The organism is Blautia sp. TF10-30 (genome assembly GCF_003481245.1).
Lineage (GTDB): Bacteria > Bacillota > Clostridia > Lachnospirales > Lachnospiraceae > Fusicatenibacter > Fusicatenibacter saccharivorans.
The window spans coordinates 59,335-84,293 of the sequence record NZ_QUKM01000006.1 but is presented as its reverse complement, the minus strand read 5'-3'; the positions used below and the strand labels follow the sequence as shown (position 1 = coordinate 84,293).

General features: G+C 44.7%; 26 protein-coding genes and 1 pseudogene. 15 read left to right on the top strand and 12 right to left on the bottom strand.

Annotation, left to right across the window (positions count from 1 at the left end; genetic code table 11):
• Positions 1-141: 141 nt before the first annotated feature.
• The 7 genes from DXD02_RS07565 to DXD02_RS07535 all read right to left on the bottom strand — a co-directional run bounded on the left by DXD02_RS07565 (position 142) and on the right by DXD02_RS07535 (position 6,847).
• On the bottom strand, positions 142-1,449 hold the full coding sequence (locus DXD02_RS07565; RefSeq protein WP_118666649.1) for an ATP-binding protein: 1,308 nt from the start codon (positions 1,447-1,449) through the stop codon (positions 142-144).
• A 23-nt stretch (positions 1,450-1,472) separates the two neighbouring features.
• Entirely contained in the window at positions 1,473-2,177 is a 705-nt protein-coding gene (locus tag DXD02_RS07560; protein ID WP_117510049.1) for a LytR/AlgR family response regulator transcription factor, read from the bottom strand.
• A gap of 29 nt (positions 2,178-2,206) precedes the next feature.
• Positions 2,207-2,956, bottom strand: coding sequence for an ATP-binding protein (locus DXD02_RS07555; protein ID WP_118666688.1), 750 nt, complete (start codon positions 2,954-2,956; stop codon positions 2,207-2,209).
• 67 nt (positions 2,957-3,023) lie between these two features.
• Complete coding sequence (locus DXD02_RS07550) at positions 3,024-3,218, bottom strand: hypothetical protein (RefSeq protein ID WP_055226254.1); 195 nt, start codon at positions 3,216-3,218, stop codon at positions 3,024-3,026.
• Positions 3,219-3,234: 16 nt separating this feature from the next.
• Positions 3,235-5,052, bottom strand: a complete 1,818-nt coding sequence (locus tag DXD02_RS07545; protein WP_118666648.1) for a cobaltochelatase CobT-related protein — start codon at positions 5,050-5,052, stop codon at positions 3,235-3,237.
• A 6-nt stretch (positions 5,053-5,058) separates the two neighbouring features.
• Complete coding sequence (locus tag DXD02_RS07540) at positions 5,059-5,991, bottom strand: AAA family ATPase (RefSeq protein ID WP_118666647.1); 933 nt, start codon at positions 5,989-5,991, stop codon at positions 5,059-5,061.
• 85 nt (positions 5,992-6,076) lie between these two features.
• A complete protein-coding gene (locus DXD02_RS07535) occupies positions 6,077-6,847 on the bottom strand; it encodes an ATP-binding protein (protein WP_117762263.1) in 771 nt (256 codons plus the stop codon).
• Between the two features lie 168 nt (positions 6,848-7,015).
• Between DXD02_RS07535 and DXD02_RS07530 the strand changes: the two genes are divergently transcribed.
• Positions 7,016-7,663: a TetR/AcrR family transcriptional regulator gene (locus DXD02_RS07530; protein WP_019162593.1), complete on the top strand. Its 648-nt coding sequence runs from the start codon at positions 7,016-7,018 to the stop codon at positions 7,661-7,663.
• Here the strand turns inward: DXD02_RS07530 and DXD02_RS07525 are convergent.
• A complete protein-coding gene (locus DXD02_RS07525) occupies positions 7,585-8,211 on the bottom strand; it encodes a DUF3786 domain-containing protein (protein WP_055221749.1) in 627 nt (208 codons plus the stop codon). The genes DXD02_RS07530 and DXD02_RS07525 overlap by 79 nt on opposite strands.
• A gap of 230 nt (positions 8,212-8,441) precedes the next feature.
• On the opposite strand from DXD02_RS07525, the gene DXD02_RS07520 reads away from it, so the two are divergent.
• The gene (locus DXD02_RS07520; RefSeq protein ID WP_330425862.1) at positions 8,442-8,963 is read left to right on the top strand and encodes an Rrf2 family transcriptional regulator; all 522 of its coding nucleotides are present in this window, start codon (positions 8,442-8,444) and stop codon (positions 8,961-8,963) included.
• On the opposite strand, the pseudogene DXD02_RS07515 reads toward DXD02_RS07520, so the two are convergent.
• Positions 8,885-9,280 (bottom strand): annotated as a pseudogene (locus DXD02_RS07515) (MATE family efflux transporter); the annotation flags it as partial. The gene DXD02_RS07520 and the pseudogene DXD02_RS07515 overlap by 79 nt on opposite strands.
• Positions 9,281-9,509: 229 nt before the next feature.
• Positions 9,510-9,731, bottom strand: coding sequence for a hypothetical protein (locus DXD02_RS07510; protein WP_055221757.1), 222 nt, complete (start codon positions 9,729-9,731; stop codon positions 9,510-9,512).
• A 357-nt stretch (positions 9,732-10,088) separates the two neighbouring features.
• On the opposite strand from DXD02_RS07510, the gene DXD02_RS07505 reads away from it, so the two are divergent.
• The 6 genes from DXD02_RS07505 to DXD02_RS07475 all read left to right on the top strand — a co-directional run bounded on the left by DXD02_RS07505 (position 10,089) and on the right by DXD02_RS07475 (position 15,403).
• On the top strand, positions 10,089-10,982 hold the full coding sequence (locus DXD02_RS07505) for a DegV family protein (protein ID WP_055267132.1): 894 nt from the start codon (positions 10,089-10,091) through the stop codon (positions 10,980-10,982).
• A 171-nt stretch (positions 10,983-11,153) separates the two neighbouring features.
• Positions 11,154-11,705: a stage V sporulation T C-terminal domain-containing protein gene (locus tag DXD02_RS07500; RefSeq protein ID WP_055221761.1), complete on the top strand. Its 552-nt coding sequence runs from the start codon at positions 11,154-11,156 to the stop codon at positions 11,703-11,705.
• 257 nt (positions 11,706-11,962) lie between these two features.
• Positions 11,963-12,907: an ABC transporter permease gene (locus tag DXD02_RS07490; protein WP_022462693.1), complete on the top strand. Its 945-nt coding sequence runs from the start codon at positions 11,963-11,965 to the stop codon at positions 12,905-12,907.
• Between the two features lie 77 nt (positions 12,908-12,984).
• Positions 12,985-13,788 (top strand): ABC transporter permease, encoded by an 804-nt coding sequence (locus DXD02_RS07485; RefSeq protein ID WP_022462692.1) that lies wholly within the window; start codon positions 12,985-12,987, stop codon positions 13,786-13,788.
• Position 13,789: 1 nt separating this feature from the next.
• Complete coding sequence (locus DXD02_RS07480; protein WP_117510044.1) at positions 13,790-14,668, top strand: ATP-binding cassette domain-containing protein; 879 nt, start codon at positions 13,790-13,792, stop codon at positions 14,666-14,668.
• Positions 14,669-14,671: 3 nt separating this feature from the next.
• Positions 14,672-15,403: an ABC transporter ATP-binding protein gene (locus DXD02_RS07475; protein WP_117801847.1), complete on the top strand. Its 732-nt coding sequence runs from the start codon at positions 14,672-14,674 to the stop codon at positions 15,401-15,403.
• 2 nt (positions 15,404-15,405) lie between these two features.
• Here DXD02_RS07475 and DXD02_RS07470 read toward each other — a convergent pair whose 3' ends face one another.
• A complete protein-coding gene (locus DXD02_RS07470) occupies positions 15,406-16,389 on the bottom strand; it encodes a dipeptidase (RefSeq protein WP_117801846.1) in 984 nt (327 codons plus the stop codon).
• 284 nt (positions 16,390-16,673) lie between these two features.
• Here DXD02_RS07470 and DXD02_RS07465 point away from each other — a divergent pair, with 284 nt between their 5' ends.
• From DXD02_RS07465 to fucO, 6 genes are all read left to right on the top strand, one after another.
• A complete protein-coding gene (locus DXD02_RS07465) occupies positions 16,674-18,071 on the top strand; it encodes an alanine/glycine:cation symporter family protein (protein ID WP_118666687.1) in 1,398 nt (465 codons plus the stop codon).
• A gap of 147 nt (positions 18,072-18,218) precedes the next feature.
• Positions 18,219-19,307, top strand: a complete 1,089-nt coding sequence (locus tag DXD02_RS07460) for a phosphoribosyltransferase (RefSeq protein ID WP_118666646.1) — start codon at positions 18,219-18,221, stop codon at positions 19,305-19,307.
• A 66-nt stretch (positions 19,308-19,373) separates the two neighbouring features.
• Positions 19,374-20,618 carry a cytosine permease gene (gene codB, locus DXD02_RS07455; RefSeq protein ID WP_118666645.1) on the top strand — a complete coding sequence of 415 codons (1,245 nt, stop codon included), beginning with the start codon at positions 19,374-19,376 and terminating at the stop codon, positions 20,616-20,618.
• A gap of 136 nt (positions 20,619-20,754) precedes the next feature.
• Positions 20,755-21,336, top strand: coding sequence for a TetR/AcrR family transcriptional regulator C-terminal domain-containing protein (locus DXD02_RS07450; RefSeq protein WP_118666644.1), 582 nt, complete (start codon positions 20,755-20,757; stop codon positions 21,334-21,336).
• 5 nt (positions 21,337-21,341) lie between these two features.
• Complete coding sequence (locus DXD02_RS16370) at positions 21,342-21,449, top strand: DUF6783 domain-containing protein (RefSeq protein WP_368249169.1); 108 nt, start codon at positions 21,342-21,344, stop codon at positions 21,447-21,449.
• 110 nt (positions 21,450-21,559) lie between these two features.
• Positions 21,560-22,708, top strand: coding sequence for a lactaldehyde reductase (fucO, locus tag DXD02_RS07445; protein ID WP_022462806.1), 1,149 nt, complete (start codon positions 21,560-21,562; stop codon positions 22,706-22,708).
• 238 nt (positions 22,709-22,946) lie between these two features.
• On the opposite strand, the gene tig is transcribed toward fucO, so the two are convergent.
• On the bottom strand, positions 22,947-24,182 hold the full coding sequence (tig, locus tag DXD02_RS07440; protein WP_158568342.1) for a trigger factor: 1,236 nt from the start codon (positions 24,180-24,182) through the stop codon (positions 22,947-22,949).
• A 243-nt stretch (positions 24,183-24,425) separates the two neighbouring features.
• Here tig and DXD02_RS07435 point away from each other — a divergent pair, with 243 nt between their 5' ends.
• Positions 24,426-24,881, top strand: a complete 456-nt coding sequence (locus tag DXD02_RS07435; RefSeq protein ID WP_117510035.1) for a hypothetical protein — start codon at positions 24,426-24,428, stop codon at positions 24,879-24,881.
• Positions 24,882-24,959 lie beyond the last annotated feature (78 nt).

Genomic DNA, 24,959 nt, shown 5'->3' with positions numbered 1-24,959 from the left:
CATTTCCTGTTAGCATTACTATAACATGGTTATTGTTTCATGCCGTTTTTGGCACCAGATGCAGCAAAGATGGCACAAAATACTAAAAAAGGTCCACCGGACCTTTTTGTCGTATGCTTGGCAACAAAAATACCCAGAGCATCACAATACTCTGGGTAAAAGAATCTTTAGTTCAAACCAATTCTGCTGTACTCCAAATACTACAGAACCATCATATTTTTCTACAGCTGTACGAATACTCTTCAATCCAAAACCATGGTTTTTACTATCCTTTTTTGTTGTTGTAACCAGATCCTCTTCATTTTTGGAAATTTCTGCTTCACAATAATTCTCTATCTTGATAAACACAAATCCTTTTTGAGCGGATACTGTCAGATGGATCAGTCTTTTTTCCGGATCTGGAATCAAAATTACATGTTCAATCGCATTATCCAAAGCATTTCCAAATATAGAACATATATCTGTTACATGCATATAATCCAATAATTTTCCGTCTGCCACACAGGTAATCTGTATATGATTTTTTCGACAATGGAAAATCTTAGCTGCCAAAATCGTATCAAGTACCTGATTCCCCGTTCTGCTTATATTTTCAAAAGCAGCGATTTCCTTTTCCATGGAATCAATCCATTTTTTTCGTTTCTCTTCATCTGATTCCGCACGAAGTCCCGTTATCTGGTGTTTCAGATCATGGTATTTCATTTGTATAAGATCCAAGCTGTCCTGATAATTTCGGTATTGATCATACTGGCTTTTCAGCATCACATTCATTACTGAAAGTTCTTTCTCGGCAACATACTCACTGATCCTGCTCTGATAAGCATGCAGGATTGCAATTCCTCCAAAATCGATCAGTGTTCTGATAGAAAAAACATCTGCACGTTCTCTGCTCGCAAATGGTGCATTTTCATTTAAAAAGCTCAGATTACTAAAAGCAAAGATTGCAACAGCCATGATTGCCGCCGCTACTACTTCCTTTACTGTCATCTGTTCAAGATAATTCTGCTTCAGAAGATCTTTTTCTAAATAAATATCAATAGTAAAGCAGCCTCCAAAAACAACCATCGTGATCAGAATTTCAACCCCAAGGCTCTGATTCCCCCATGCCTGTACAATAGATACCATCTGCCACTGCAGCGAAGCTGCAAACTCAGCAAGAACAAATGCACGGGCACAGCAATAAGCCGCTCCCAGAGGCTTCATATTTCCTCCGACCATAAGAAATCCATACATCATACCTGCAGCGATCATCATACAGGGAATCCACAAAATTTCAGTTACGCTGCCTGTCAAAGTCAGAAAAATACTCTGCATTGCCAACATGAAAAGACTGCCTGTAAGAAAATGTACAGATTTCATGTTTTCTTTTTTTAGGATATAAAGATAAACCAGACATGATCCCCACTCTGCTATTGCCGTATAAATTCTTGGAATATCCTGATATAACATAGTATCCTCCATTTCGCATGAAATCATTCCATATTGAGGTTTTGCAAAAGCAGATTCATGAATTCTTTTTTTCTGGTTCTGCTGACAGGTATATGTACATTATGGATCACACAATCAGAACCAACAAATCCCTCTACATGATTCATATTTACCAGGTATCCCTTTGCACATCGAAAAAAATTATGTACCGCAAGTTTTTCTTCGAGTTCTTTCATCGTAATTCTTGAACAGTAATCTCCTCTCGAAGTATAATAAATTACATTATGTCTCTGCCCCTCAATATAATAGATATCTGCTATATCTATCTTCACAACTCCTTCCCCAATCGGAATCGTAAGGAATTCTTTAACCTCAGAGCGCATACGTCCAACTGCTTTATCCAGTTTCTGCGAAAAAGAAAAGTACTCAACTGGTTTTACCACATAATCCATTGCATCAACTTCATATCCACGTACTGCATATTGAATCATATTTGTAATAAACATAATAATTACTTTCTGATCCATCTGACGGATTTTTTCTGCTGCTGTCATACCGTCCATGAACCGCATCTGAATATCCATCAAAATAATGTCAAAACCGCCACTGTAATTCTCAGTGATATCTTCTCCATCACCAAATACCGTAACCTTTATTGATCTTCCCCTTTCCGTTTGATATTTCCGGATATACTCTGTTAATTGTTTTACGTAAATTTCTTCATCTTCCACAATTGCAATCTGTATCATCCTATACCCACCTAAATCTCCTTATTCTGTTAAATAGAAAGTAGAAATTCTGTTAAGTTTTCAATAGCATCTGGTTTTTCTGATAGTTCTTTCCCAATCAGTCCCTCTCCCATAATACCAGGATCCGCACTAAGAGATACAGCGACTCGACTTGAATTCCATACAGCTTCATACATCATTTCCTGATTTTCTTTTGTTACTTTATTTAGAACGTAATAAAATGGTTTTCGAATACTTTGCGATAATTCCCCGATTTTTTTGGAAAGCTGTAGGGATTCATAGGATGGATCTATGATTATCAATATCAAATCTACACCGTTATCAATTCCACGTCCAAAGTGTTCAATACCAGCCTCCATATCCATTAGCGCAAATTGGTCTTCTGTAAGCCTGAGATTTTGGATAAATTGAGTCATAACAGTTCCCATAGCACAAGAACACCCTTCATTTGCCTGATGAATTTTTCCACTGGTCATCAGTTTTACACCGTCCTTCAGACTATAATAATCTTCCGGTATATCATCTATAGTCCAGGTTTCCTCAAAAAACTGATGAGTAAATTTTGATAACATCATATCATTTAAAACATTTTGCTTACCACCGAAATAGTCTGTAAAATCTCTGGGAAGCTTCATACCCAGCTGTCGGTGTAGACCATAATTAGATTCATCGGAATCAATTACCAAAATTTCTTTTCCTCGTCTGGCTAAAGCCTTAGCCAAAAGACTGGTTACTGTACTTTTTCCACATCCACCTTTTCCGCAAACTGCTATTTTCATCTCTATCTTTACTCCTTTTCTTTTTTCTAAATAATAGGCATTACATATGACCATACTTCAAACTGTCTTACTCCACTTCCTCCAGTTCTGTTCCTTCTGGAAGAATATATCCGCAGTTATCACATACTCCGTCCTCTGCAAGTATCCCGTCTTTCACAAAGGCTTCAATGCCTCCCGGTTCATGACAGCGTGGACAATCTAATTCCTGTATCCTTTTCTGATTTCTTACATCCTGGCAATTGGAAAATTCAATTTTACCCATAGTGATTCCTCCATTTTCATTCCATATCAATTTGTCTTCGTAAAAAAGTTCCTACTATACGGGAAAAATTGCTGATATTACGAATATAGGCAAAGTCTTTTCCATAGATTCTCTTTTCCACGGAGAGCTCTTCTTCATTCCCTGCAAAAATACCAATTACGAAAATTCCCTGATTTCTGGCCCGACGTACCTCATATGCAGTATCTTTCACAGCTTTTTCTCCGTCATAGATCTTGGGCTGGCGGGTTCCTGGTCGTTGTATGCTCATATCACAGGGTTTTCCATCACTTAATACGATTAAAATCTTATTTTTTTCCGGTCGCTCCATGAGAGAGGAAGAGACTGTTTTTAGTGCAAGCCCATCTCTGTTATTGGCATATGCCCGAAATTGAAAGATTCTTTCATTTGTTTCCCTTGAATCTTCATAATCCCGAAATCTCTGAAGTACTGTATATCCCCAGAAAGCACAGTATCCTGTCACCCGATGAGGAATTCCTGCCTGGCTTAATGCTTCACTGATAATATATCCCTGTGCCGCTACCTGAGCCTGTCTGTCAGCCTGGGAACCACTGGAATCAATCAGGACGTCTATTACAAACTCAGAATCGTCAGATCTCTTTTTTCTATTAAATAACTTGTCATCGTCTGTTCTTCCAATTTTCCATAATCTCTCAGGAACAAGCTGTCCTGCATCAGATCTGCTGACAAAATCATCCTTTCGGATTATAAAGGCCCGTTTCAGTGACTCTGCCAACACAGAAATATTTCTTTTAATGATCCAGTGATTATTTCCATAATAGGCTTTATTTTTTTCAAACTGAAGCTGAGAAAAACGGTATTGATTATTTTTAATCACAGGGCTCTGTAATATTCCATCTGTAAGATACAGGTTACAGTTTTTATGGATTCCTGTACAAAATTTCCGGTTGACTCTGGCCTGCTCCGATTCACTTAGATACGATTTTCCGTAATTCAGTTCCACATATTCCCGTATCCGTCGCACTGCCTGTGGATTTATATTCTCCGAGCTTTCCGGAACTTCTTCATTTTCCGGAGAGAAATAAAATCTTTTTTTCTTTTTGTTTCTGATATCCAGACTCATCATCTTTTTTTTGAGATTAGAAAGATATTTTTGAATGATGTCTTCCATCTGTTCATCCGTCATGCATTCCTGCCACGCGTCATTGGCTAATGCCATATCCGGTAAATTCAGAATCTTCTCCAGATTTCCATTCCTTTTTTCAAAAGAGGGATCCAGAACATGATTATAAATCTCATCTATCACGTTTATGACATCTTCCGTATTTTCCGCATCCTTCAGAGAAAGAATCTTGTACAATGCAATCTCTGCCTGTGGATCCATTCCCTCATCGTCTGTGTTCTCCAGAACATGCCTTATATACAGAAGCCTAATCCTGTGAATCAGGTCTGTTCCAGCTTTGTCTGATACCTGCTCTTCCTCGGCCTTTTCCAATTCTCTGAACGCCTGTTCTCTGATTTCCTTTGTTCCCAAACGTTCTCGAATGATAAAACGATTCACTGCAGCATCCATGCATAATCCAGCAAGAGGCAAAAGCATATCTTCTCCAGCAGAAAAATGTATTTTTTTCATCAAATACATGCCAAGTTTCTTCTGATCAAAATATCGTGCAAAGGCACCCTGCTTCACTGCCTCATACAGAACCGTTTGTTTTGAATAAACATATTTTTCTGTATCCGGTTCAAATTCCGTATCATAATCACCACTGACTGTCCAAAAAAGATTTCTGATACGATTGCTGATCTCCAGATGATGTTCTTCCAGTTGTTCCGCCGGCCATCTGACATCCTCCATACAAGTTTACCCCCATATGTCTTTTCCGGTCCAGGAAGATGGGATTCTGGTAGAAACCACATCTTCTACGATCTCTTTTTCAAATACATCAAAACTTTTATTTATGATTCCCATCTGGATTGCATCAATTGGAGAAAGTCCGCTTCTTGTTGCTTTTACAGCAGAAACCAATCCTCTCAGGTCAAGAGATTTTGTTGAGATTTCTCCATGATAAGCTTTGATCTGCAAATCCAGAAACAGTCCTGCAAAAGCTTTCAGTGCACTTTTTTCCCCATCCGGAAAATGTTGTCTTAATATAAAAAGGACACTATCCTCATCCATTTCAGGCATATCAATTACCATAAACCTTGAAACCAATGCTTCATTTAGCTCTCTGGTACCTGCGTAGCCATAATTCATCGTGCCGATAAATCGTGTTGCCGGATGAAGTAAAATCCTGTTATATCCTGGAATATCGATTCTGCGCCGATGATCCAGTGTGGCATGCAGTACAGAAACCGCATCATTTTTTGCCATATTGATTTCGTCCAGGATTCCAAATCCTCCAAATTCCGCGCATTGGTAGATGGGGCCTTTCCGAAGGCGAACCTCATTATTTATAAAGGTATCCGTTCCAATCAGATCGGCACTGTCTGTATTTACATGAAAAGAAATGTCGTATTCCGGTCTTCCGAATATCCATGCCAGTGTCTCACATAGTACATTTTTTCCTGTAGCTTTCGCGCCGGAAAGTAAAAGGTTATCTCCCTGAAGAAGCGCTGCTATTGACATTTCCAGAATCTTTTTCCCATAAAACAGCATATCCGGTTTTTCTACTCGTTCCTTTACCTGATCCTCTACCGTATAACGCATGTGAAAATCTCTCAGTTCTCCAATCAGTTCCTGCGCTATCTTCTGGTCTTCTAAATATTTTTCTATTTCTGTCCAATGATTTCTCATGAAGATTTTCCTTTCTTTGCAATTGGTTATATCAAATCAGATAATATTTCTGTTTACTCAATCTTCAAACTTTCAATCCTCCAACTCACAATCCTAATTTCTTTACAATTTCTCCCAGTGCACTTCTTACAGGAGAATCTTTCGGAAGCCGTATGATCGGCTTTCCATCACAGTCATACTGATATACCTGGTCATCATGTGGCACAACGCCTAACAGTTCCAATCCCTGATTTCGGATTTCTTCCAGAGTTCCGGCATCCAGTTTTCCATCCGGAACACGATTCACGATTAATCCAGTTTTCTGTGGTTTAAAGTTTAATTCATTCATCAGCTTTGCAATACGTCCGGCTGCCTGAACACCTCTTCTGGAACAGTCACTCACAAGAATCGCAACTTCCATCATTGGCAGAATTCCTCTGCTGATGTGTTCCATACCCGCTTCGTTATCAACCACAATATATGGATAATGGCTTTGCAGTTTCTGAACCTGGGTCTGTACAAGGCCATTTACAAAACAATAGCAGCCCTGTCCCTGGGTTCGTCCCATTACCATCAAATCATAATCGTCTTCTTCTGCAATCGCATCAGAAAGACGCATTTCCAGATATGCCTGTTTTGTCATACCGGAGGGAATCTGATATCGTGGGTCTATGCCTGCCCGCTCAATTTCTTCTCTCAGCTCCCCAAGTGTGACCTCCGGCTCAACACCGAGCACTTCGTTCAAATTTGCATTTGCATCTGCATCCACCGCTAGGACCGGACGTTTTCCGCTTTCACATAAATACTGGATCAACAATCCACAAAGAGTTGTTTTTCCTACGCCACCTTTTCCTGATACTGCAATTACATGTCCCATGTTTTTCCTCCTAAAATTCTGAACAATCTGTTGACTTTTTCTTTAAACCTCATTATAGTTGTTACTATATAAATTACAATAATCAATCTGTGAGATTTGTATGGTTACTCAACACATCAGAAAAATTGTTGAGAAATTATATGATACTAACTAATACAGGAGTATATAATGTCAGAAAAAACGAGAAAACAAGATCGCCGTACCCGCTATACCAGGCAAACCATAAAAGATACGTTCTTAGAGTTGTTAAATCAGAAAAGTTTTACGAAAATTACAGTTACAGAGATCTGCAAAAATGCTGAAATCAACCGTGGCACTTTTTATCTTCATTACTACGATATCCATGATGTATTATCAGATATTTTTAATGATATGACTCAGGATATGTTAACAACTGTAGATCATTTATTCTGTCTAAATCAAAAAAGCTGTTCCTATCCGTTCTGTCAGAAAATACAGATGGAATCACAATACAGGGCACTGTTTCTGGATGATGCAATTGCCCCTATTCTTCTGGAAAAAATAGCAGAAAATACAAAAGAAGGCTATGTGACCTGGCTTATGTCACACAGCCTCCTGACCTTTGAACAGGCAGAATCGGTTTTTTATTTTCAAATGAATGGCTGCCTTTCCATCAACAGACTGATGCTCCGCAATCACTGTAATGACTGGAAACAGATTCAGACAGTAATCGACAAATTTATCAAAGCCGGGTTGGAAAGTTTTCTGATTCATGATCAGAGAGAAGAAAAGGCTTCCGATAATTTTTGCAGCAAAATTTCTCCAACTGTTACCGCATCTTCTACACTCAGATAATGATCGGCATGATCCTGAAGAAATATTTTGCCAGATGCAGGAAATTCTTCATCTGCAAACCATATCTTTAAAGTTACCGGATATCTTGGCAGAACTGGAAAAACAGCACACAGATCCGCCTTTGTCTCTGTGAATTCTGCACCCAGGTTTTTACATGCTTTCTGAATTTTCTCAGGATCTTTATCCTGCAAAAGCTTTTCCAGTTTCTGCTCTGCAGTCCGGTCAAACTTGGTTCCCCGTATCAATCCATCTTTCAGGTTACCAAAAGTAATGAGCTTCTGTGAGCCTTCTGTGCCATCGGCCATATCCAGATAATGCAGCAACGTCAGATAATGCCATTCATCTATGTCTGAGTTAATATAGAATTCAGGAAGTTGAATTTCAATCGTTTCATAAAAACTCATTATCTCAAGTACATTCCGGCTGCTATGAAAAACAGCCCCGCTTTTTGCAGCAATCTCCTCTCCGGAACGATTTTGCAGCCGTTTTACTGCTGCCTGCAACATTTCCTGAAATGCACGATTTTCTGTTTGATTTTTGTATTCCATAAGTTCTCCTTTGTGAACATTTATAGTATCTGTGTTGACTTTTCCTTTAATCTCCATTATAGTTGTAATTATATTATTTACAATCATCAAAGCATTAAAAAATGTACAGTTTATCAACACATTAAAAAGAACTGTTGAGAACTTAGGATGTTTTAAACAAACCAGAAATATTTTCATCCCAAAAACGTGAAAACAAGATCATTATATCATACTACAAGGAGTTTCTTATCATGAAATATTCAACGAAATTAAGTGATACTGTTCATGTGATGGTTCTGATTGCTATCAACCAGGAAAAATCCCTCTCCAGTGCCTCAATTGCAGAAAGTGTCCATACAAATCCCGGCTTTGTACGCCAGCTTATGTTAAAACTAAAAAAAGCGGAACTTATGACCAGTGTAGCCGGACATGCCCGTCCTTCTCTTTCAAAACCAGCCGATCAGATTACATTGCTGGATATTTATAAAGCAGTTGAAGGTGATAAACCATTGCTTCATTTAGATACTCATACCAATCCAGATTGTGGCGTTGGTATTAACATTCAGTTATCTTTGCAGGGATTTTATAATGAAATTCAAAAGGCTGCCGAAGAAAAAATGAATACGATTACTTTGCAGGATATCATAGATACCTACTATCAGCGGATATCTATAGAAAATAACTTACAGAATATAAGTACTTCTGTGTCTACTGTCTGCGATGAAATATATGCTTTCACCCCAAAGATACCAAATAATAAGCAGACCACATAAATGATCACACCAAGAAACAGACTGTTTCCCGCTACCTTTGCAGCTTTTTTACCGTTTCCCTGTCCAAGCGTCCTTGCTAGAAGCGCATTGGTTCCTACACCGGTTCCGATTCCTACTGCCACCATAAGCATCTGTACCGGAAATACCAGTGTCAGTGCATTTAATGCCTCTTCACTTCCCACTCTCATATTTCCTACAAATGCACTGTCTACAATGTTATAGACTGCCTGCAATGCCATAGATAAGATCATCGGAATTCCCATCCTGATCATCAGCTTATTCACCGGCATCTCCTTCATCTTGTTGCTTTCCGCCATTTTGTTTTAACTCCTTTCTTTTTGGCACAAAAAAAGTGTTCACCTTATCTTATAAGCTGGACTTACGCTGACAGGCTACACACTTTTCACGGCAATATTTATTTTCTGCAAACCAAAAACGAGCAGCCGGTAAACTGGATTTACGCTTACTCGCCACTCGTTTTCTGTAATTATATTGCCTCTTTTTTCAAAAAGTCAAACAAAATTTTCTCCTTACCGACCGGCACTTTTATTCCGTAAAAGTATAGCGTACAAAAGAACCTTTATTATCTCCTGTTACTATTACAACATCTCCACTTTCATTGCACATGGATTCAAGAACCGGAAATCTTCCGTTTTCTTTTACATAAGCTTCCGGACTGACTGCTTCTGCTTCGATCAAAGTTTTTTTACTATGTTTCTCCCCTCCACACGGATTTATTTCTTCAATAAAGATTTCATACTCATGCATATACGGTTCCTCCTGAAAATAGTTTTATAAAAGCGAGCAGTATCATATGGTTTTTTCCCACATCATTACACTACTCGCTATGATTCTATTATAAAACGATTTTATTTTTATTTCAAAAGCGGTTTTTACTAAAAATACATCTGCCGTTTTTAGTCATTATTACTATGCATTGATACCTGGTCAAATTTCTTCCGAAAACAGATGATTTCAGGAATCAACTTGTCGGCACACTCCTTTGTAGTATGTTGTCTATCTTCCATTGAAATCTCTCTTCTTTGGTGATACAATGTGCTACAATGCTTATCAAAAGTTACATCATTTTGGGGGACATTTACACTACAAAGGAGAATTTTATTTATGTTTCAGGTTTTTGTTGATTCAGCGGCAAATCTGCCTGCTGTTACTGCGAAAAAATACGATATCCATGTCGTTTCTTTCGTCAATCTTGTGAATGGAAAAGAGCTGGTCTGCTTCGACCCGGATCTGTCACCGGAAGAGGAGCTTTCCAAAGGAAAAGAATATTACAATGCCATGCGCACCGGCTGTGAAATCAAGACCGGACTGATCAGCACCGCAAATTTTGCGGATGCGTTCCGCACCGCTCTTGAGGCAGATCAGGATGTCATCTATCTTTCCTTAAGCAAAAACATCAGCGGAACTTATAACTCCGCAAGACTTGCTGCCGAGGAGCTTCTTGAGGAATACGGCGGAAAACGTAAAATCCGCCTCGTCGATTCCCTGAATGCCTCTCTTGCACAGGGCATCCTCGCCATCTATGCCAGCGAAATGCGCGATCGGGGCATGAACGTAGACGAAGCGGCAGATCTTCTGGAAACCTACGTTAGCAAAATGAACGGTGTTTTCACCGTCGGCGATCTGAAATATCTTTCCCGTACCGGAAGAATCAAGGGAAGTGTCGCTGTGGTCGGAAATATGCTGAAAATCAAACCGATTCTGCGTGGAAGTGAAGATGGCTATATTGTTTCCTACAAGAATGTCCGAGGACGCAAGGCCGTTTTAAATGAACTGATTCGTCTTTTCTGTGAAACGATCGAAGAACCGGAAAAGCAGATCGTCGGAATCGCACATGCAGATGCCTATGAGGAATCTCTTTATATGATGGAAGAAATCCAGAAAAGAGTGAAGGTGCGTGAGTTTATCAATACTTCCTACGATTACTGCACCGGAAGCCACGTCGGACCGGATACGATCGCTTTGTTCTATCTCGGAAAAGACCGCAGTCTTCTGTAAAAGGAGCAACCAGACTAACCACTGCTGTTCCACTGTATTTTTCCGAAATTGCTGCAAACAGCGGAAATACTGTTTCTTTTTTCCATGCATAATTCCACCTGTTTTTCCACATACTACCCATACAGCACAAATTATGGAAAGTACATTGCGGAAACAGGAGGAATTTTTCATATGAAAGCGACGGGAATTGTTCGAAGGATTGATGATCTGGGGCGTGTGGTAGTTCCCAAGGAAATCCGGCGCACGATGCGGATCCGGGAGGGACAGGCCATGGAAATTTATACCGGACGGGAGGGTGAGATTATCCTGAAGAAATACTCACCGATCGAAGAGCTGGCGGAATGCGCAGCAGGGTTTACAAAATCGATTTCAACGGTGACCGGATGTCTCGTCTGTGTTTCGGATCAGGAACAGATTGTGGCGGCAAACGGGCCGGAACAGAAAAATTATCTTGGCAAGTCCATCAGCAGCCGGCTGGAGGAGGCGATTCTGAACCGGAAAACAGTACTTGCGCGTCCCGGTGAAAAGGCTTATTTTTCAATTTTGGAAAACACAGACAATACTACTCCTCTGCCGGAGCTCATTTTTCCGATTCTCTCCTCCGGTGATGCCATCGGTTCGGTCATTCTCTGCGGCAAAGACAGGGAGTCCCTGCCGGGCGACACGGAAAAGAAGCTCCTCCAGGTAGCGGCAACGTATCTCGGACGGGAAATGGAAAACTAAACAGGGGATTTATCGAAGGCAATTTATCAAAGGCTTTTTGCATCATCCGCACCGGTTATGCAAGAGGCCTTTTCCTGTTATTCTGTAATTCGAGATATTCCAATTTTATCTTGCTATTTACACCTGCATTGTCTACAATAAAAATGACGTGCACGAAAACCTTCAGCCGATACGCCCGAAGCTTTTCTGTGCCTGCTTTTATAAGCCGGGAAAAATTCCCGGAGTATCCTACATTACACAAGGAGGAATTTCCATTCATGAAATACATTGCAAAGAAATTCGGCTCTCTCCTTCTTACGCTGCTTCTTGTATCCTTTTTATCGTTCTTTGCCTTTTCCGTCATACCCGGAGATGCGGCAAAATCGCAGCTTGGCACGGAGGCGACGCCGGAGCGGATTGAGGCTCTGCAAAAGGAAATGGGACTGGATCGGCCGGTTCTGGAACGGTATGCTTCGTGGGTAACCGGCTTTTTTCATGGAGATCTCGGCACCTCGTATTCGTACTCGATGCCGGTCGGAGAACTGATCCGCGATAAAGTTCCGATTACCATCGCTATCACCGTTATCGCATTCCTGATGATCCTTGTTGTCTCGATTCCCATCGGTATTTTCACAGCACAGCACGCCGGAGGCCATCTGGACCGGCTGATCATGACGATCAATCAGGTGATCATGTCTGTGCCGGGATTTTTCATCGGTATTCTGATCACGTATCTTTTCGGTCTGATTCTCAAATGGTTTCAGCCGGGCGCCTATGTGCCGATTTCTGAAAATTTTTCCGGTTTTATCGGTTATCTTGTTGCACCGTCTGCCGCCATTGCACTTCCGCGCTGTTCCATGGCTGTCAAAATGCTGCGCAGCTCTGTGCTCTCACAGCTCGATGCCGACTATGTGCGCACCGCCTATTCCCGCGGAAACAGTACACGCCGTGTTATGTATCACCATGTGCTGAAAAACGCCCTGATTCCGGTACTGACCTTCTGGGGCATGACAATCGCAGATATTGTGGCAAACAGCATTATTCTGGAACAGGTTTTTTCGATTCCGGGCATGGGCAATCTTCTGATCACTTCGATCTCCAACCGCGATTACCCCGTGGTTCAGGGCATCCTTGTACTGATCGCCGCCCTCATTATTATCATCAATTTCGTGGTAGATCTGCTGTATGGCAGAATTGATCCGCGTATCCGCGTAAAAGACTGACGGGAGCTTTCGATCATCAGCTCCCGCGACCGAAAGGTCGCAGGGAGCCGCCCACGACAAAGGAAAGGGTTTTCATTATGAAAAAGAAACGCAATCTCACGCTGATCATCGGAGCTGTTCTCACCGCTTTTATGCTTCTGTTTCTTCTGATCGGCTTTTTCTATACACCGTACGACCCGGATGCAATGAACGGCGCAGCCAAGTTTGCTGCTCCCTCTCTGTCGCACCCGTTCGGCTGCGATCACTTTGGACGCGATATTTTCAGCCGCGTCTTAAAAGGAACCGGTACAACCTTCTTCGTCGCTTTCGCTACTCTGCTACTCGGCGGAACCATTGGTGTTCTTGTCGGTGCGTTCACCGGGTATTTTGGCGGATGGATTGACGAAATCCTGATGCGCATAAACGATGTCATTGTTTCCTTTCCGGGAATCCTGCTGGCGCTGGTATTTATCGCGCTGCTGGGTCCCGGCAAATACAACGTGATCCTTGCACTCGGTATCGTATTCATTCCGAGCTTTGCACGTATCACCAGAAGCGAATTTCTCGCACGCAAAGATATGGACTATGTCAAAAGTGCCCGTCTGATGGGTGTTTCCCATCTTCGGATCATATTTGTACATATCCTGCCAAATACGGTCCCGTCCCTTCTTTCGATGGCAGCAATCGGTTTCAACAACGCCGTTCTCTCCGAGGCCGGCATGAGCTTTCTCGGCATCGGTGTCCAGCCGCCCGATGCCTCGCTTGGACGGATGCTCTCAGAATCCCAGACGTATCTGATGACTGCTCCCTGGGGCTCTGTTTTCCCCGGTCTTGCTGTCATTTTACTGGCGCTTGGCGTATCGCTCCTCGGCGACGGATTACAGAAGAAAGGCGGTAACTGATATGGCACTTCTCGATGTACGTGACTTAAAAATTGCATTTTACGATACCACGCCACCGACCGAAGTGGTAAAAGGCATCTCCTTTTCCTTAGAAGAAGGTGAGACGCTTGGCATTGTCGGGGAATCCGGTTCCGGCAAAACCCAGACGGCGCTCTCCATTCTGCACCTTTTAAAGGAAAATTCCGCCGTATCCGGCGGAGAAATTCTCTACGAAGGTTCTTCCGTTGCGCACGCTTCCAGCCAGGATCTGCAGCGCATCCGTGGAAAAGAAATCAGTATGATTTTTCAGGAGCCGATGACCTCTTTAAATCCGGTTCTGACCATCGAAGAACAGATTGCAGAGGGACTGCTGATTCATGAGAGCTGCACACCGGCAGAACGTCATGAAAAGGTTCTTGCCATAATGCATGAGGTCGAGCTTCCCGACCCGGAAAAGCTTTGCAACAAATACCCTCACCAGCTCTCCGGCGGTCAGCGCCAGAGGGTGATGATCGCTGCGGCGCTTATTACAGAACCGAAGCTTCTGATTGCAGACGAGCCGACAACAGCTCTTGATGTGACGATTCAGTCGCAGATCTTAAAGCTGCTGAAAAAAATCAATGAACGCCATCACACGGCGATTCTTTTTATCTCACACGACCTCGGCGTCATCCGTTCGCTCTGTGACCGGGTCATCGTCATGAATCATGGGACGATTGTGGAATCCGGCAGTGTGGACGATGTCTTTTTCCACCCGAAGGAAGACTACACCCGCCGCCTGCTCGATGCAATTCCGAACCGACGAACATCGCTGCGAAAGCGAATCAAAATCGCTCCAACAGCTCAATGGCCGACAGGCTCTGACAAAAAAGCTGCTCCGCCTGCGGAAAAGGAGGAATAACCCATGGAAGAAATCAGTCCAAACAACATTCTGAAAGTCAGCCATATTTCTGCCTCCTATCAGGAGGGAAAGCAGAGAAAAACGGTGCTTCATGATATCTCTTTCGAGCTTCATGAAAATGAAATTCTCGGTCTCGTCGGAGAGAGCGGATGCGGAAAATCGACACTCTCCAAAGTGATCTTAGGATTTATCCGCCCAGATGAGGGCGAAATAATTTCGCAGGTCGACCATCCGCAGATGATTTTCCAGGACCCGTTTTCCTCCCTGAATCCGGCGAAGAAAATCTCCTGGATTTTAGAAGAACCGCTTCGGATGCAGAAGGTTCCGAAAGAAGAACGAAAAAAACGGGTTCTTGCGATGGCTGAAAGAGTCGGTCTCTCCGCAGAGCACCTGAAACGCCGCCCGCATGAGCTCTCCGGCGGCCAGCGCCAGAGAGTCAGCATCGCGGCCGCACTGATCCAGGGCTCACGCCTGATCCTTGCCGACGAACCGGTTTCCGCTCTCGATGTGACGATTCAGAAGCAGATCATGGAGCTGATGGTTCAGCTTCAGGAGGAGCTTCAGCTCTCGATTCTCTTTATCTCGCATGACCTCAACGTGATCTATCAGATGTGCGACCGGGTTCTCGTGATGAAAGAAGGCCGGATTGTGGAGAACGCGGAGACGGAAGAACTGTTTGTGCATCCGCAGAATGATTATACAAAGGAGCTTCTGGCGGCATCACCGGAGCTGTAGTTTTATTTCCAGCATTCTCTAAACACCCGAAGTACATTCTTGGAAAAGACCTTCTCTATCTCTTCATCGGTGAAACCGTCGTGGCTCATTACATCTGCGAGATGCTGCATATGCGCGGTGTCCGGCACATCCGTTTCACCGCTGAAACCGTCAAAATCGGTTCCAAGGCCGATGATATCGATGCCGCCGACGTTGCGCAGATATTTCATATGGCGTACCATATCCATCGTCGATGCCTTTTTCGCCGCCGGCTCCTCCTCGCGCAGAAACGACGGACAGAAATTGATACCGGTGACGCCGCCACGCTCTGCGAGCTGACGAATCATTTCATCTGAAAGGTTTCGCAGATGGAAGCACGCACCGCGCGCATTGGAATGGGATGCAATGACCGGACCTCTCGTATGTGCAAAAACATCGCGGATTCCGGCATCATTTAAGTGTGATAAATCGATCACTATGCCGAGCCGCTCCATCTCCTCGACAAAGGTAATACCGGTCGGTGTCAGCCCGTTTTCAAGATCCGGAAGATATGGCTTTCCCTCTTCCTGCGCCGGGTTCGGGAATCCAAGCTCATTCGGAAAGTTCCAGGTCAGCGTGGAAATCCGCACACCGAGATCGTACAGTGTGTGCAGTTTTTCGATACTGCCTTCGTAAACACCACCCTCTTCGACGGTCATCACCGCACCTATTTTTCCTTCCTTCTGTACCTGCATCAGATCCGCATACGTTTTGATCTGACAAATGCGGTCCGGATACCGTTCCACCTCTGATTTCCAGAGATCAGCCAGCTTTCTCACATGCTCAAACGGTGTTTCGTCTTTCAGTCCCTTCAGGAACGTAAACAGAGAAAAGCACTGGCAGAGGCTGCCGCCCTTTTCCAGCTTATCCAGATTGATCTGAAGATCCGCATCCGCAAGATGCTCCTGTTTTTCCTTCCACTGCAGCGCCGGGATGGTGTCGCAGTGCATATCAATTACCTGAAACATGGCAATAATCCTCTTTTCTGTTTTTTCTCTATTCTATCATACTTCGCTGCATTCCTTCACAAAAACTGGAAGAAAACGTAAAAAACCGCCTGGCTCATGGTAAACCCATAAGGCTAGAGAAAATATATCTTTCCGGAATCGCAAAAAATTGGGGGTCCGCGTTTTTTCTCGAAAAAAACTTGCAAATCTCGTCTGAGATGATATACTTTTTGCATTGTGTTACTTTATGAAAGCACTGATCTTCCAAGAAAGTGCTTCTGCTTATGAAAAAGAAAGAGGTATCTATGCTCCAACTGATTGAAACCATCAACAATGCCGTGAACAATTTTATCTGGGGTGTTCCGGCTATGATCTGCATTTTCGGTGTCGGCCTTTACCTGAGTCTGCGCACCCGTTTTCTCCAGATTCGAAAATTCCCGTATGCGATCCGCACAACGCTCGGAAGAATGTTCCGCAAACGAGATGCTTCCGATGGCGCAATTACACCGTTCCAGGCGGTCTGTACAGCACTTGCCGCCACGGTCGGTACCGGTAATATTGCCGGTGTTGCCGGCGCTATCGCTATCGGCGGACCCGGTGCCGTGTTCTGGATGTGGGTTTCCGCCCTGCTCGGCATGTGTACGAAATTTGCCGAGGTAACACTGGCTGTTTTCTATCACGAGAAAAACGCCAACGGGGAACTCGTCGGCGGACCGATGTATTACATCAAAAACGGTCTCAGCAAAAAATGGCATTTTCTGGCCTATCTTTTCGCTGCTTTCGGTGTACTGACTGTGTTCGGAACCGGAAATGCAACGCAGGTCAACACCATCACAACCGCAGTCAACTCCGCACTGATGAATTACCATGTGATCTCAAAAGACGCGATCCCGACCTCCAACCTGATTCAGGGTATCATTATTGCGGCACTCGTAGCGCTGATCCTGCTCGGCGGTGTCAAACGGATCGCACAGGTAACAGAAAAGCTCGTTCCGTTTATGGCTCTGTTTTATATTGTCCTTGCCATCGGTGTAATTTTGCTGAATCTCAACCGGATTCCGTCTGTTTTCGTATCGATCCTTGAGGGCGCCTTCCGTCCCTCTGCTGTTACAGGCGGTATCGTCGGAAGCATGCTCATGAGTGTGAAAAAAGGTGTGTCCCGCGGTATTTTCTCAAACGAGGCAGGTCTTGGTACCGGTTCGATCGCGCATGCCTGTGCCGACACAAAAAAACCAGTCAAACAGGGTATGTTCGGTATCTTTGAGGTATTTACTGATACGATCGTGATTTGTACCTTAACTGCACTTGTTATTCTCTGCAGCGGTACTTCCATCACCTACGGACAGGCTGCCGGCGCAGAGCTGACCATCAGCGGTTTTACCCTTACATACGGAAACTGGGTTTCGCTGCTCACCGCGTTCGCGATGTGCTGCTTCGCCTTTTCCACGATTCTCGGATGGGGACTTTACGGTGCACGCTGCATCGAGTTTTTATTCTCCGAAAGAATCACAAAATATTTTATGGCCGCCTATGCGCTGGTTGCCATCCTTGGCGCCACTGCAAACCTCGGCCTGATGTGGAGCATTGCCGAGACCTTCAACGGCCTCATGGCAATCCCGAACCTGATTGCGCTCTTCCTGCTTTCGGGCAAGGTTGTGGAGCTTACAAAGGAATACTTTTGCGGAGAAGGCAAAACCCGGTAAAATTTCTTTTCTCGCGGCGCATTCCCTTCTTCTGTAAGAAAATCATGTAAATTCGCCTTTTCCCTTGACAATCAGGTTGCTACTCCTTACACTGTTAAAAGTTTATAACATGTTTACCAAAGAGGGAAAACCGGGAGGAACTTTTGAATGGAAAAATGGAATGAAGTAAAACTGGTGCCGGAGTTTTCGGAACAGGGCGTGGACTGCTACCGCCTCGCAGGCGGCGATTATGAGAACGAATACTATGTCGTTTCCGAAGCAGAGACAAGAAAGCTTCTGAACACACCGGAGGTTGTCGGATATGAGGTTTATCACTGCCTGATTCCGTCTACTTCACAGATGCTTTATTATTTTAAAGAGCAGGGAAAGGTAACCGCAGCCAACATCCTTTCCATCCTGCGCGGCGCTTTGAATTATCCGCTGGAGGAAAGCTGCTACCGTGAGCACATTCGTGTACATGACATCAGTTTTCTGTCAAGTGAGCGCGTCTTTAAAGAGGAAGAAATCGCAGGGCTGGAAATCAAATACAGCAAGCTGACGATGGTTCCGGGAAGCACACTTCTGATCGGCGATATCATCGCAACGGGTGAGACGCTGATCCACTGCCTGCGCTACGTAACCGATTTCTACCGTGAGCACGGTGCTTCCCTTCGCAACATTATCATCTTTACGATCGGCGGCACAACCGGAATCAAAATCCTGGAACGTCTCACAAAAGAAATCCGCGAGTTCTGGCCGGAGTTTGAAGGCTTTATCACCGTATATTACGAAGGAATCTTCAGCACCTATCAGGACAAGGGCGTATCCGGAATCAATCTGCCGGATGTCGATTTCTACTGGAAAGACGGTATCATTGCACCGGAGTTCCGAAGAGAAACGCTTTCCATGCGCGATCCGCTGTTTGAAAAATGCATCATCTACGATGGCGGTGCAAGACGCTATGAAATCCATGAGCATGTCGAGGAGGTTCTCGATTTCTGGAATAAAATGCTGGAGAAGGCCGACCGGATCGACTTCACCAGACTGCTCGAGGAGAAGCTCGGCTGCCCGCTTGGCGCATCCTACGAAGAGTGGATTCACATCAATCACTACGAAGAAATCGATGAACGTGTGACCAAATGGCTGTACCGCCAGGAAAAAGGCTATATTGCAAGCCTTGGCGATGCTACCCTGAAAGAAATTGCGGCTGAACGAATTGAAGAGTTTACCGCAGCACTTCGCAAATACATGCTGTAACAAAAAACCATTTCTTACGGTTCGCTGAATTTCGGCGAACCGTAATCACAGTTTTCAGGAGATATTATGGAAAAAGAAAAGAAAGTAAAAGATGTTGACTTCGCGGACAGCGCGGTTCCGTCTTCTGCCCGGAAAAATGTAGTAACCATGTTTATGATCATGCTTGGCTTCACCTTCTTCTCGGCAAGCATGTGGGTCGGCCAGCAGCTCGCTGACGGCCTCGATTTCTGGGGCTTTTTGGGATCACTGATCCTTGGTGGAATCATTCTTGGTATTTATACCGGTCTGCTCGGCTACGTCGGTGCAAAAACCGGTCTGTCACTTGATCTTTTGTCCCAGAGAGCCTTTGGCGAAAAAGGTTCCTATCTGCCGTCAGCCATGACCAGCTTTACGCAGATCGGATGGTTTGGTGTCGGTCTTGCCATGTTTGCAATTCCGGTTTCCAAGGAGCTGCTTGGCGGAAGCACTGCGGCACAGTGGGGACTTGTTATTCTTGCCGGCGTCTGCATGACCGCCTCTGCCTATTTTGGTATTGAATCTCTGACCATCGTCAGCTATATCGCTGTACCAAGTGTTGCCATTCTCGGAACGATCGCCATGGTCATGGCCGTAATGAGAGGCGACGGAACGATCATCGATCAGTTTGCCAAATCCAGCGGATCTCTGACTATCATCGGCGGTGCCGGTCTTGTCATCGGCTCCTTCGTTTCCGGCGGAACCGCAACCCCGAACTTCGCACGTTTTGCAAAGGACGGAAAAGCGGGTGCCATCACCACGGTTGTGGCCTTCTTCATCGGAAACTCCCTGATGTTCTTCTTCGGTGCCGTTTCCTTGATCTTTGTCGGCGGAAACGATATCTTCGAGGTTATGGTCCGCCTGAACCTGTTCTACCTGGCTGTTCTCGTTCTCGGTCTTAATATCTGGACTACAAATGACAACGCTCTGTACACCGCAGGTCTTGGTCTTGCCAACATCTTCCATCAGAGGAAAAAACCGATGGTTCTCCTTTCCGGTATCATCGGAACGGTTGCCTCCGTATGGCTGTACTACAACTTCTGCGGCTGGCTCAACATTCTGAACTGTACCCTGCCGCCGGTCGGCATGATTCTGGTGCTCGCCTACTTCATGAACAAAGAGGACTTTGAAGCCGATCAGCCGAAGCTTAAAACCGTAGACTGGTTTGCGGTTGCCGGTGTCATTCTCGGTGCCATTGTTGCGAACCTCTTACACTGGGGCATCGCTTCCATCAACGGTATGGTTGTTGCCGCTGTATGCTACTGTGTCGGACAGGCCGTAAACAAAAGAAAATAAGCAAAATCGTCCTGAATATGTTCCTGTATCTTATCTTCGGAACATGTTCAGGGCTTTTTATTTTTTCGGATTCGCGTTATAATATATGCATAACTCTGCATAGTTACAATTTTCGAAGCGAAAGGAAACTGCCCGGATGATCCATTCCACCGTATCTGCTCCCAAAGGAGAAAGAACAAAATACCGTCTTGCCGAATCCATGAAGGAGTGCATGAAATCAACCCCTGTCGAAGAGATCACCGTGCGCCAGATCTGTGAAATCTGTGGTGTTACCCGCCAGACCTTCTATCGTAATTTTCTCGACAAATACGATCTGATCAACTGGTACTTTGATAAATTACTGACAAAATCCTTCGAACATATGGGCCGCGGAACGACCGTTTTTGACAGTCTGGAAAAGAAATTTACCTATATTCAGAAAGAAAAAGCTTTTTTCGCCGCGGCCTTCCGCTACGACAAACAGAATTCTCTGCGTGAGCACGATTTCGATCTGATTCTCGCGTTCTACGAAAATCTGATTCACGAAAAAAGCGGCAGTCCGGTTTCACCGGAAATGCATTTTCTTCTCGAAATGTACTGTCAGGGTTCCATCACCATGACCGTAAAATGGGTGCTTACCGGCATGGATCTGACACCTTCCGAGTTTGCCGCTCTTCTCGTCCGGGCAATGCCGGAAGACTTAAAAAAACTGTTCCGGAATCTGCAGCTGCTCTCTTAGAGCGCGTGTCAAAGTGGGGCTTGCAGATTGCGGAAATGGTTTTTCAGACACGCTCTGGTTATTTTTCACAAATTTTGTTCTGTTGTTTTTGTCACAATGGCGATTTTTTTTAAAGTGTTACACTTCGCTTCTTCTGTCACTTTCTTTTTCCCTTCCGGATTTGTTAATATAATAACAAGTTCAGTAAAACCATTTATTCATTTTAGAAGGGAGTTTTTCAATCATGGCAAATCGTATTAATTTAAATGCAACCTCTTATCACGGAGCAGGCGCTATTGCCGAGATCGCAAATGAAGCAAAGGCACACGGCTTCAAGAAAGCTTTCGTATGCTCTGACCCGGATCTGATTAAATTCAACGTTACTTCCAAAGTAACCGATATTCTGACCGCAAACGGACTCGACTATGAGCTTTACAGCGATATCAAGCCAAACCCGACCATCGAAAACGTAAAACACGGCGTAGAAGCTTTCAAGGCATCCGGCGCTGACTATCTGATCGCCATCGGCGGCGGTTCTTCTATGGATACCTCCAAAGCCATCGGTATCATCATCGCAAACCCGGAGTTTGAGGATGTCAGAAGCCTTGAAGGCACTGCACCGACCAAAAATCCATGCGTACCGATCATCGCTGTTCCGACCACAGCCGGTACTGCTGCAGAGGTTACCATCAACTACGTTATCACAGACGTTGAAAGAAAACGTAAATTCGTATGCGTTGACCCGCACGATATGCCAATCATCGCAGTTGTTGACCCGGATATGATGTCCTCCATGCCGAAAGGCCTGACCGCTTCCACCGGTATGGACGCTCTGACTCACGCAATCGAAGGCTACACCACAAAAGCTGCATGGGAAATGACTGACATGTTCCATCTGAAAGCCATCGAACTCATCTCCAAATCTCTGCGCGGTGCTGTCGCAAACACCAAAGAGGGACGCGAAGGAATGGCTCTTGGCCAGTACATCGCAGGTATGGGCTTCTCGAACGTAGGTCTTGGAATCGCTCACTCCATGGCACACACCCTTGGTGCTGTTTATGATACCCCACACGGTGTTGCATGTGCCATGATGCTTCCGATCGTTATGGAATACAACCAGGAGTGCACCGGTGAGAAATACCGTGAAATCGCACGTGCCATGGGCGTTGCAGGTGTAGACGAAATGTCTCAGGAAGAGTACAGAAAAGCAGCGATTGATGCTGTTAAGAAGCTGTCCGCAGACGTTGGAATCCCGTCTGTTCTCGAGGCAGTCAAAGAAGAAGATCTGCAGTTCCTTGCAGATTCCGCACACGCAGATGCCTGCGCACCGGGCAATCCGAAGGATGCAAGCGTAGAAGATCTGAAGGATCTGTTCCGCAAAATCATGGCGTAACGAACACAATTCGTTTCCCACATGCGAAGCGGATATTCGCAATCCGCTTCGCTACTTGCTCATAACTGAATAACTGCTCCGCAGTTTATCAGAAGGAGCTTGCACTCCTCCTGATACAAGCAAGTCCCCACCCACTGCTTATTGCTTTTCGCAATGGAAGCAGGGGACTTACTTGATTCGGTTAAATCACCCCGGAAAACAGAAATTTTTATCCTGTTTTCCGGGGTGATTTCTCTTTTTATTCTACTGTATTTCCGTCTGCATCCACAGTCACAGTATTGACCGTTGCATTATCGAGAACCATATTGATCATGCGCTCCATCATGATATTGCGCACTACCGTATCTTCCCCGTAATAGTCATTGGCTGCTTTCAGGAAATCTTCCTGCGACATATTGGCATTGGCTGCCTCGTCGTTTAAGATCTGCTGGTAATCCTGGTCATCTGTAGTCCAGCCTTCTGCCTCTTTTACAGCATCCAGAAGAAGGGCACTTTTTGCCATCGTTCCTGCATACGTTGCTTTCTCCTGATTGTAGGTTGCTCTGTCCGCATACTGCTCCAGATAGTCGTCCAGGGAAATGCCGTAATTCTGAAGATAAGTGGTATACCGTTTATCGTAATCCTCTTCGCCAAGGGTGATATAGGATTTCGGAATTTTGTGAAACGTACAGCCGTCTGCCATCTGCTGCATCGCGTCATTCTGCAGATTATTTTCCGCTGTCGTCTCATTTGCAGCCTCCAGCTCTGCGCGTTTTCCGGCACGGTATTCCTCCACAGTACTGTAATCTGTATTTTTTGCTACCCATGCATCATCGAGCTCCCATCCGTCAATGTTTTCTGCCGGGCGGGTAAACGCATTTACCGTAACGGTAAACACAACATCTTTTCCTGCCAGATCGGTACTCTGATAGCTGTCAGGGAATTTCAGGTTCAGATCCTTTGTCTCCCCTGTTTTCATTCCAATGACACCATCCTCAAATCCATCGATGAAGGTACCGGATCCGATCACCAGATTGTAGGAATCGCTGCTTCCGCCGTCAAACTCCTTGCCATCAACTTTGCCAACATAGGCAATATCGGCGGTGTCGCCTTTTTGTACGGTGGCATCCGGATCGTCCATGGTGACAGCTGTCTCTGCCATAATGGCCGTCTGTACGTCATCATCCGTTACCTGCTCTACTTTCTTTTCCAGTGTGAGCTTTTTGTAATCTCCAAGCGTTACACACTCTGCCGGATCAACTTCCTCATCGACAACCGGAATCCCGTCTACATCACTCGGGGAAGCGTATTCCTCAGAAGCTGTGCTGTCGGACGATGTGCTGCCTGCGCTCGACGCATCGGATGCTGAGGAAGCGCTTGTGCTGCTTGCGCTTGATACGGAACTGCTGCTTGTTGTATTGTTTTTTCCACATCCGCTCACACTGGCTGCTCCCAGTGTCATGAGCAGAAGCATGACTGCTGCTTTTCTTTTCATTCTTGAATTTTCCTCCATACTACGCCGTTCCCGGCGCGTTGTAAATCTCATTTTACCATACTTGTCTGGTAAAAAAAAGGCTGGGGCTCCGATTTTAGAAATTCTTATGATTTTCGACCGTAAAATCGCCTGGATTGCGCTAAAATGTGTTTGCGTTTTGCCGAAATCAATGTTAGAATGTTCATAGACTGGCATTGTATGTTCCGATGCCCACATTATTTTTTGCAGAGGAGGAATAGAGGGATGAAACCCTGGATTATCGTATTAATCGTATTAGCTGTCATCGCTGTCATCCTTGGTCTGCTGTATTACTTCGGTAAAAAAGCACAGACAAAACAGGCCGCACAGCAGGAACAAATGGAGGCCATGAAACAGACTGTCTCCATGTTGATCATAGATAAGAAAAAGCTTCGCATGAAAGATTCCGGACTTCCACAGATGGTCATCGACCAGACACCGAAAATGATGCGTCGTGCAAAACTGCCGATCGTCAAAGCAAAAGTCGGTCCGAGAATCATGACCCTGATCTGCGACGCTGCTATCTTCGATCAGATCCCGGTAAAAAAAGAAGTCAAGGCTACCGTAAGCGGTATCTATATCACCGGAGTTCGCGGCATCCGCGGTTCTTTAGAGCAGCCGGCAAAGAAAAACGGCTTCTGGCAGAAAATGCTCCGCAAGGCACGCGGCGAGGAAAAATAAAATTTCATCTGAAGCAAAAAGAAACACGCTTTGCGTGTTTCTTTTTGCTTTCGCGGCAGTCGCCAAGGTCTCGTGCAA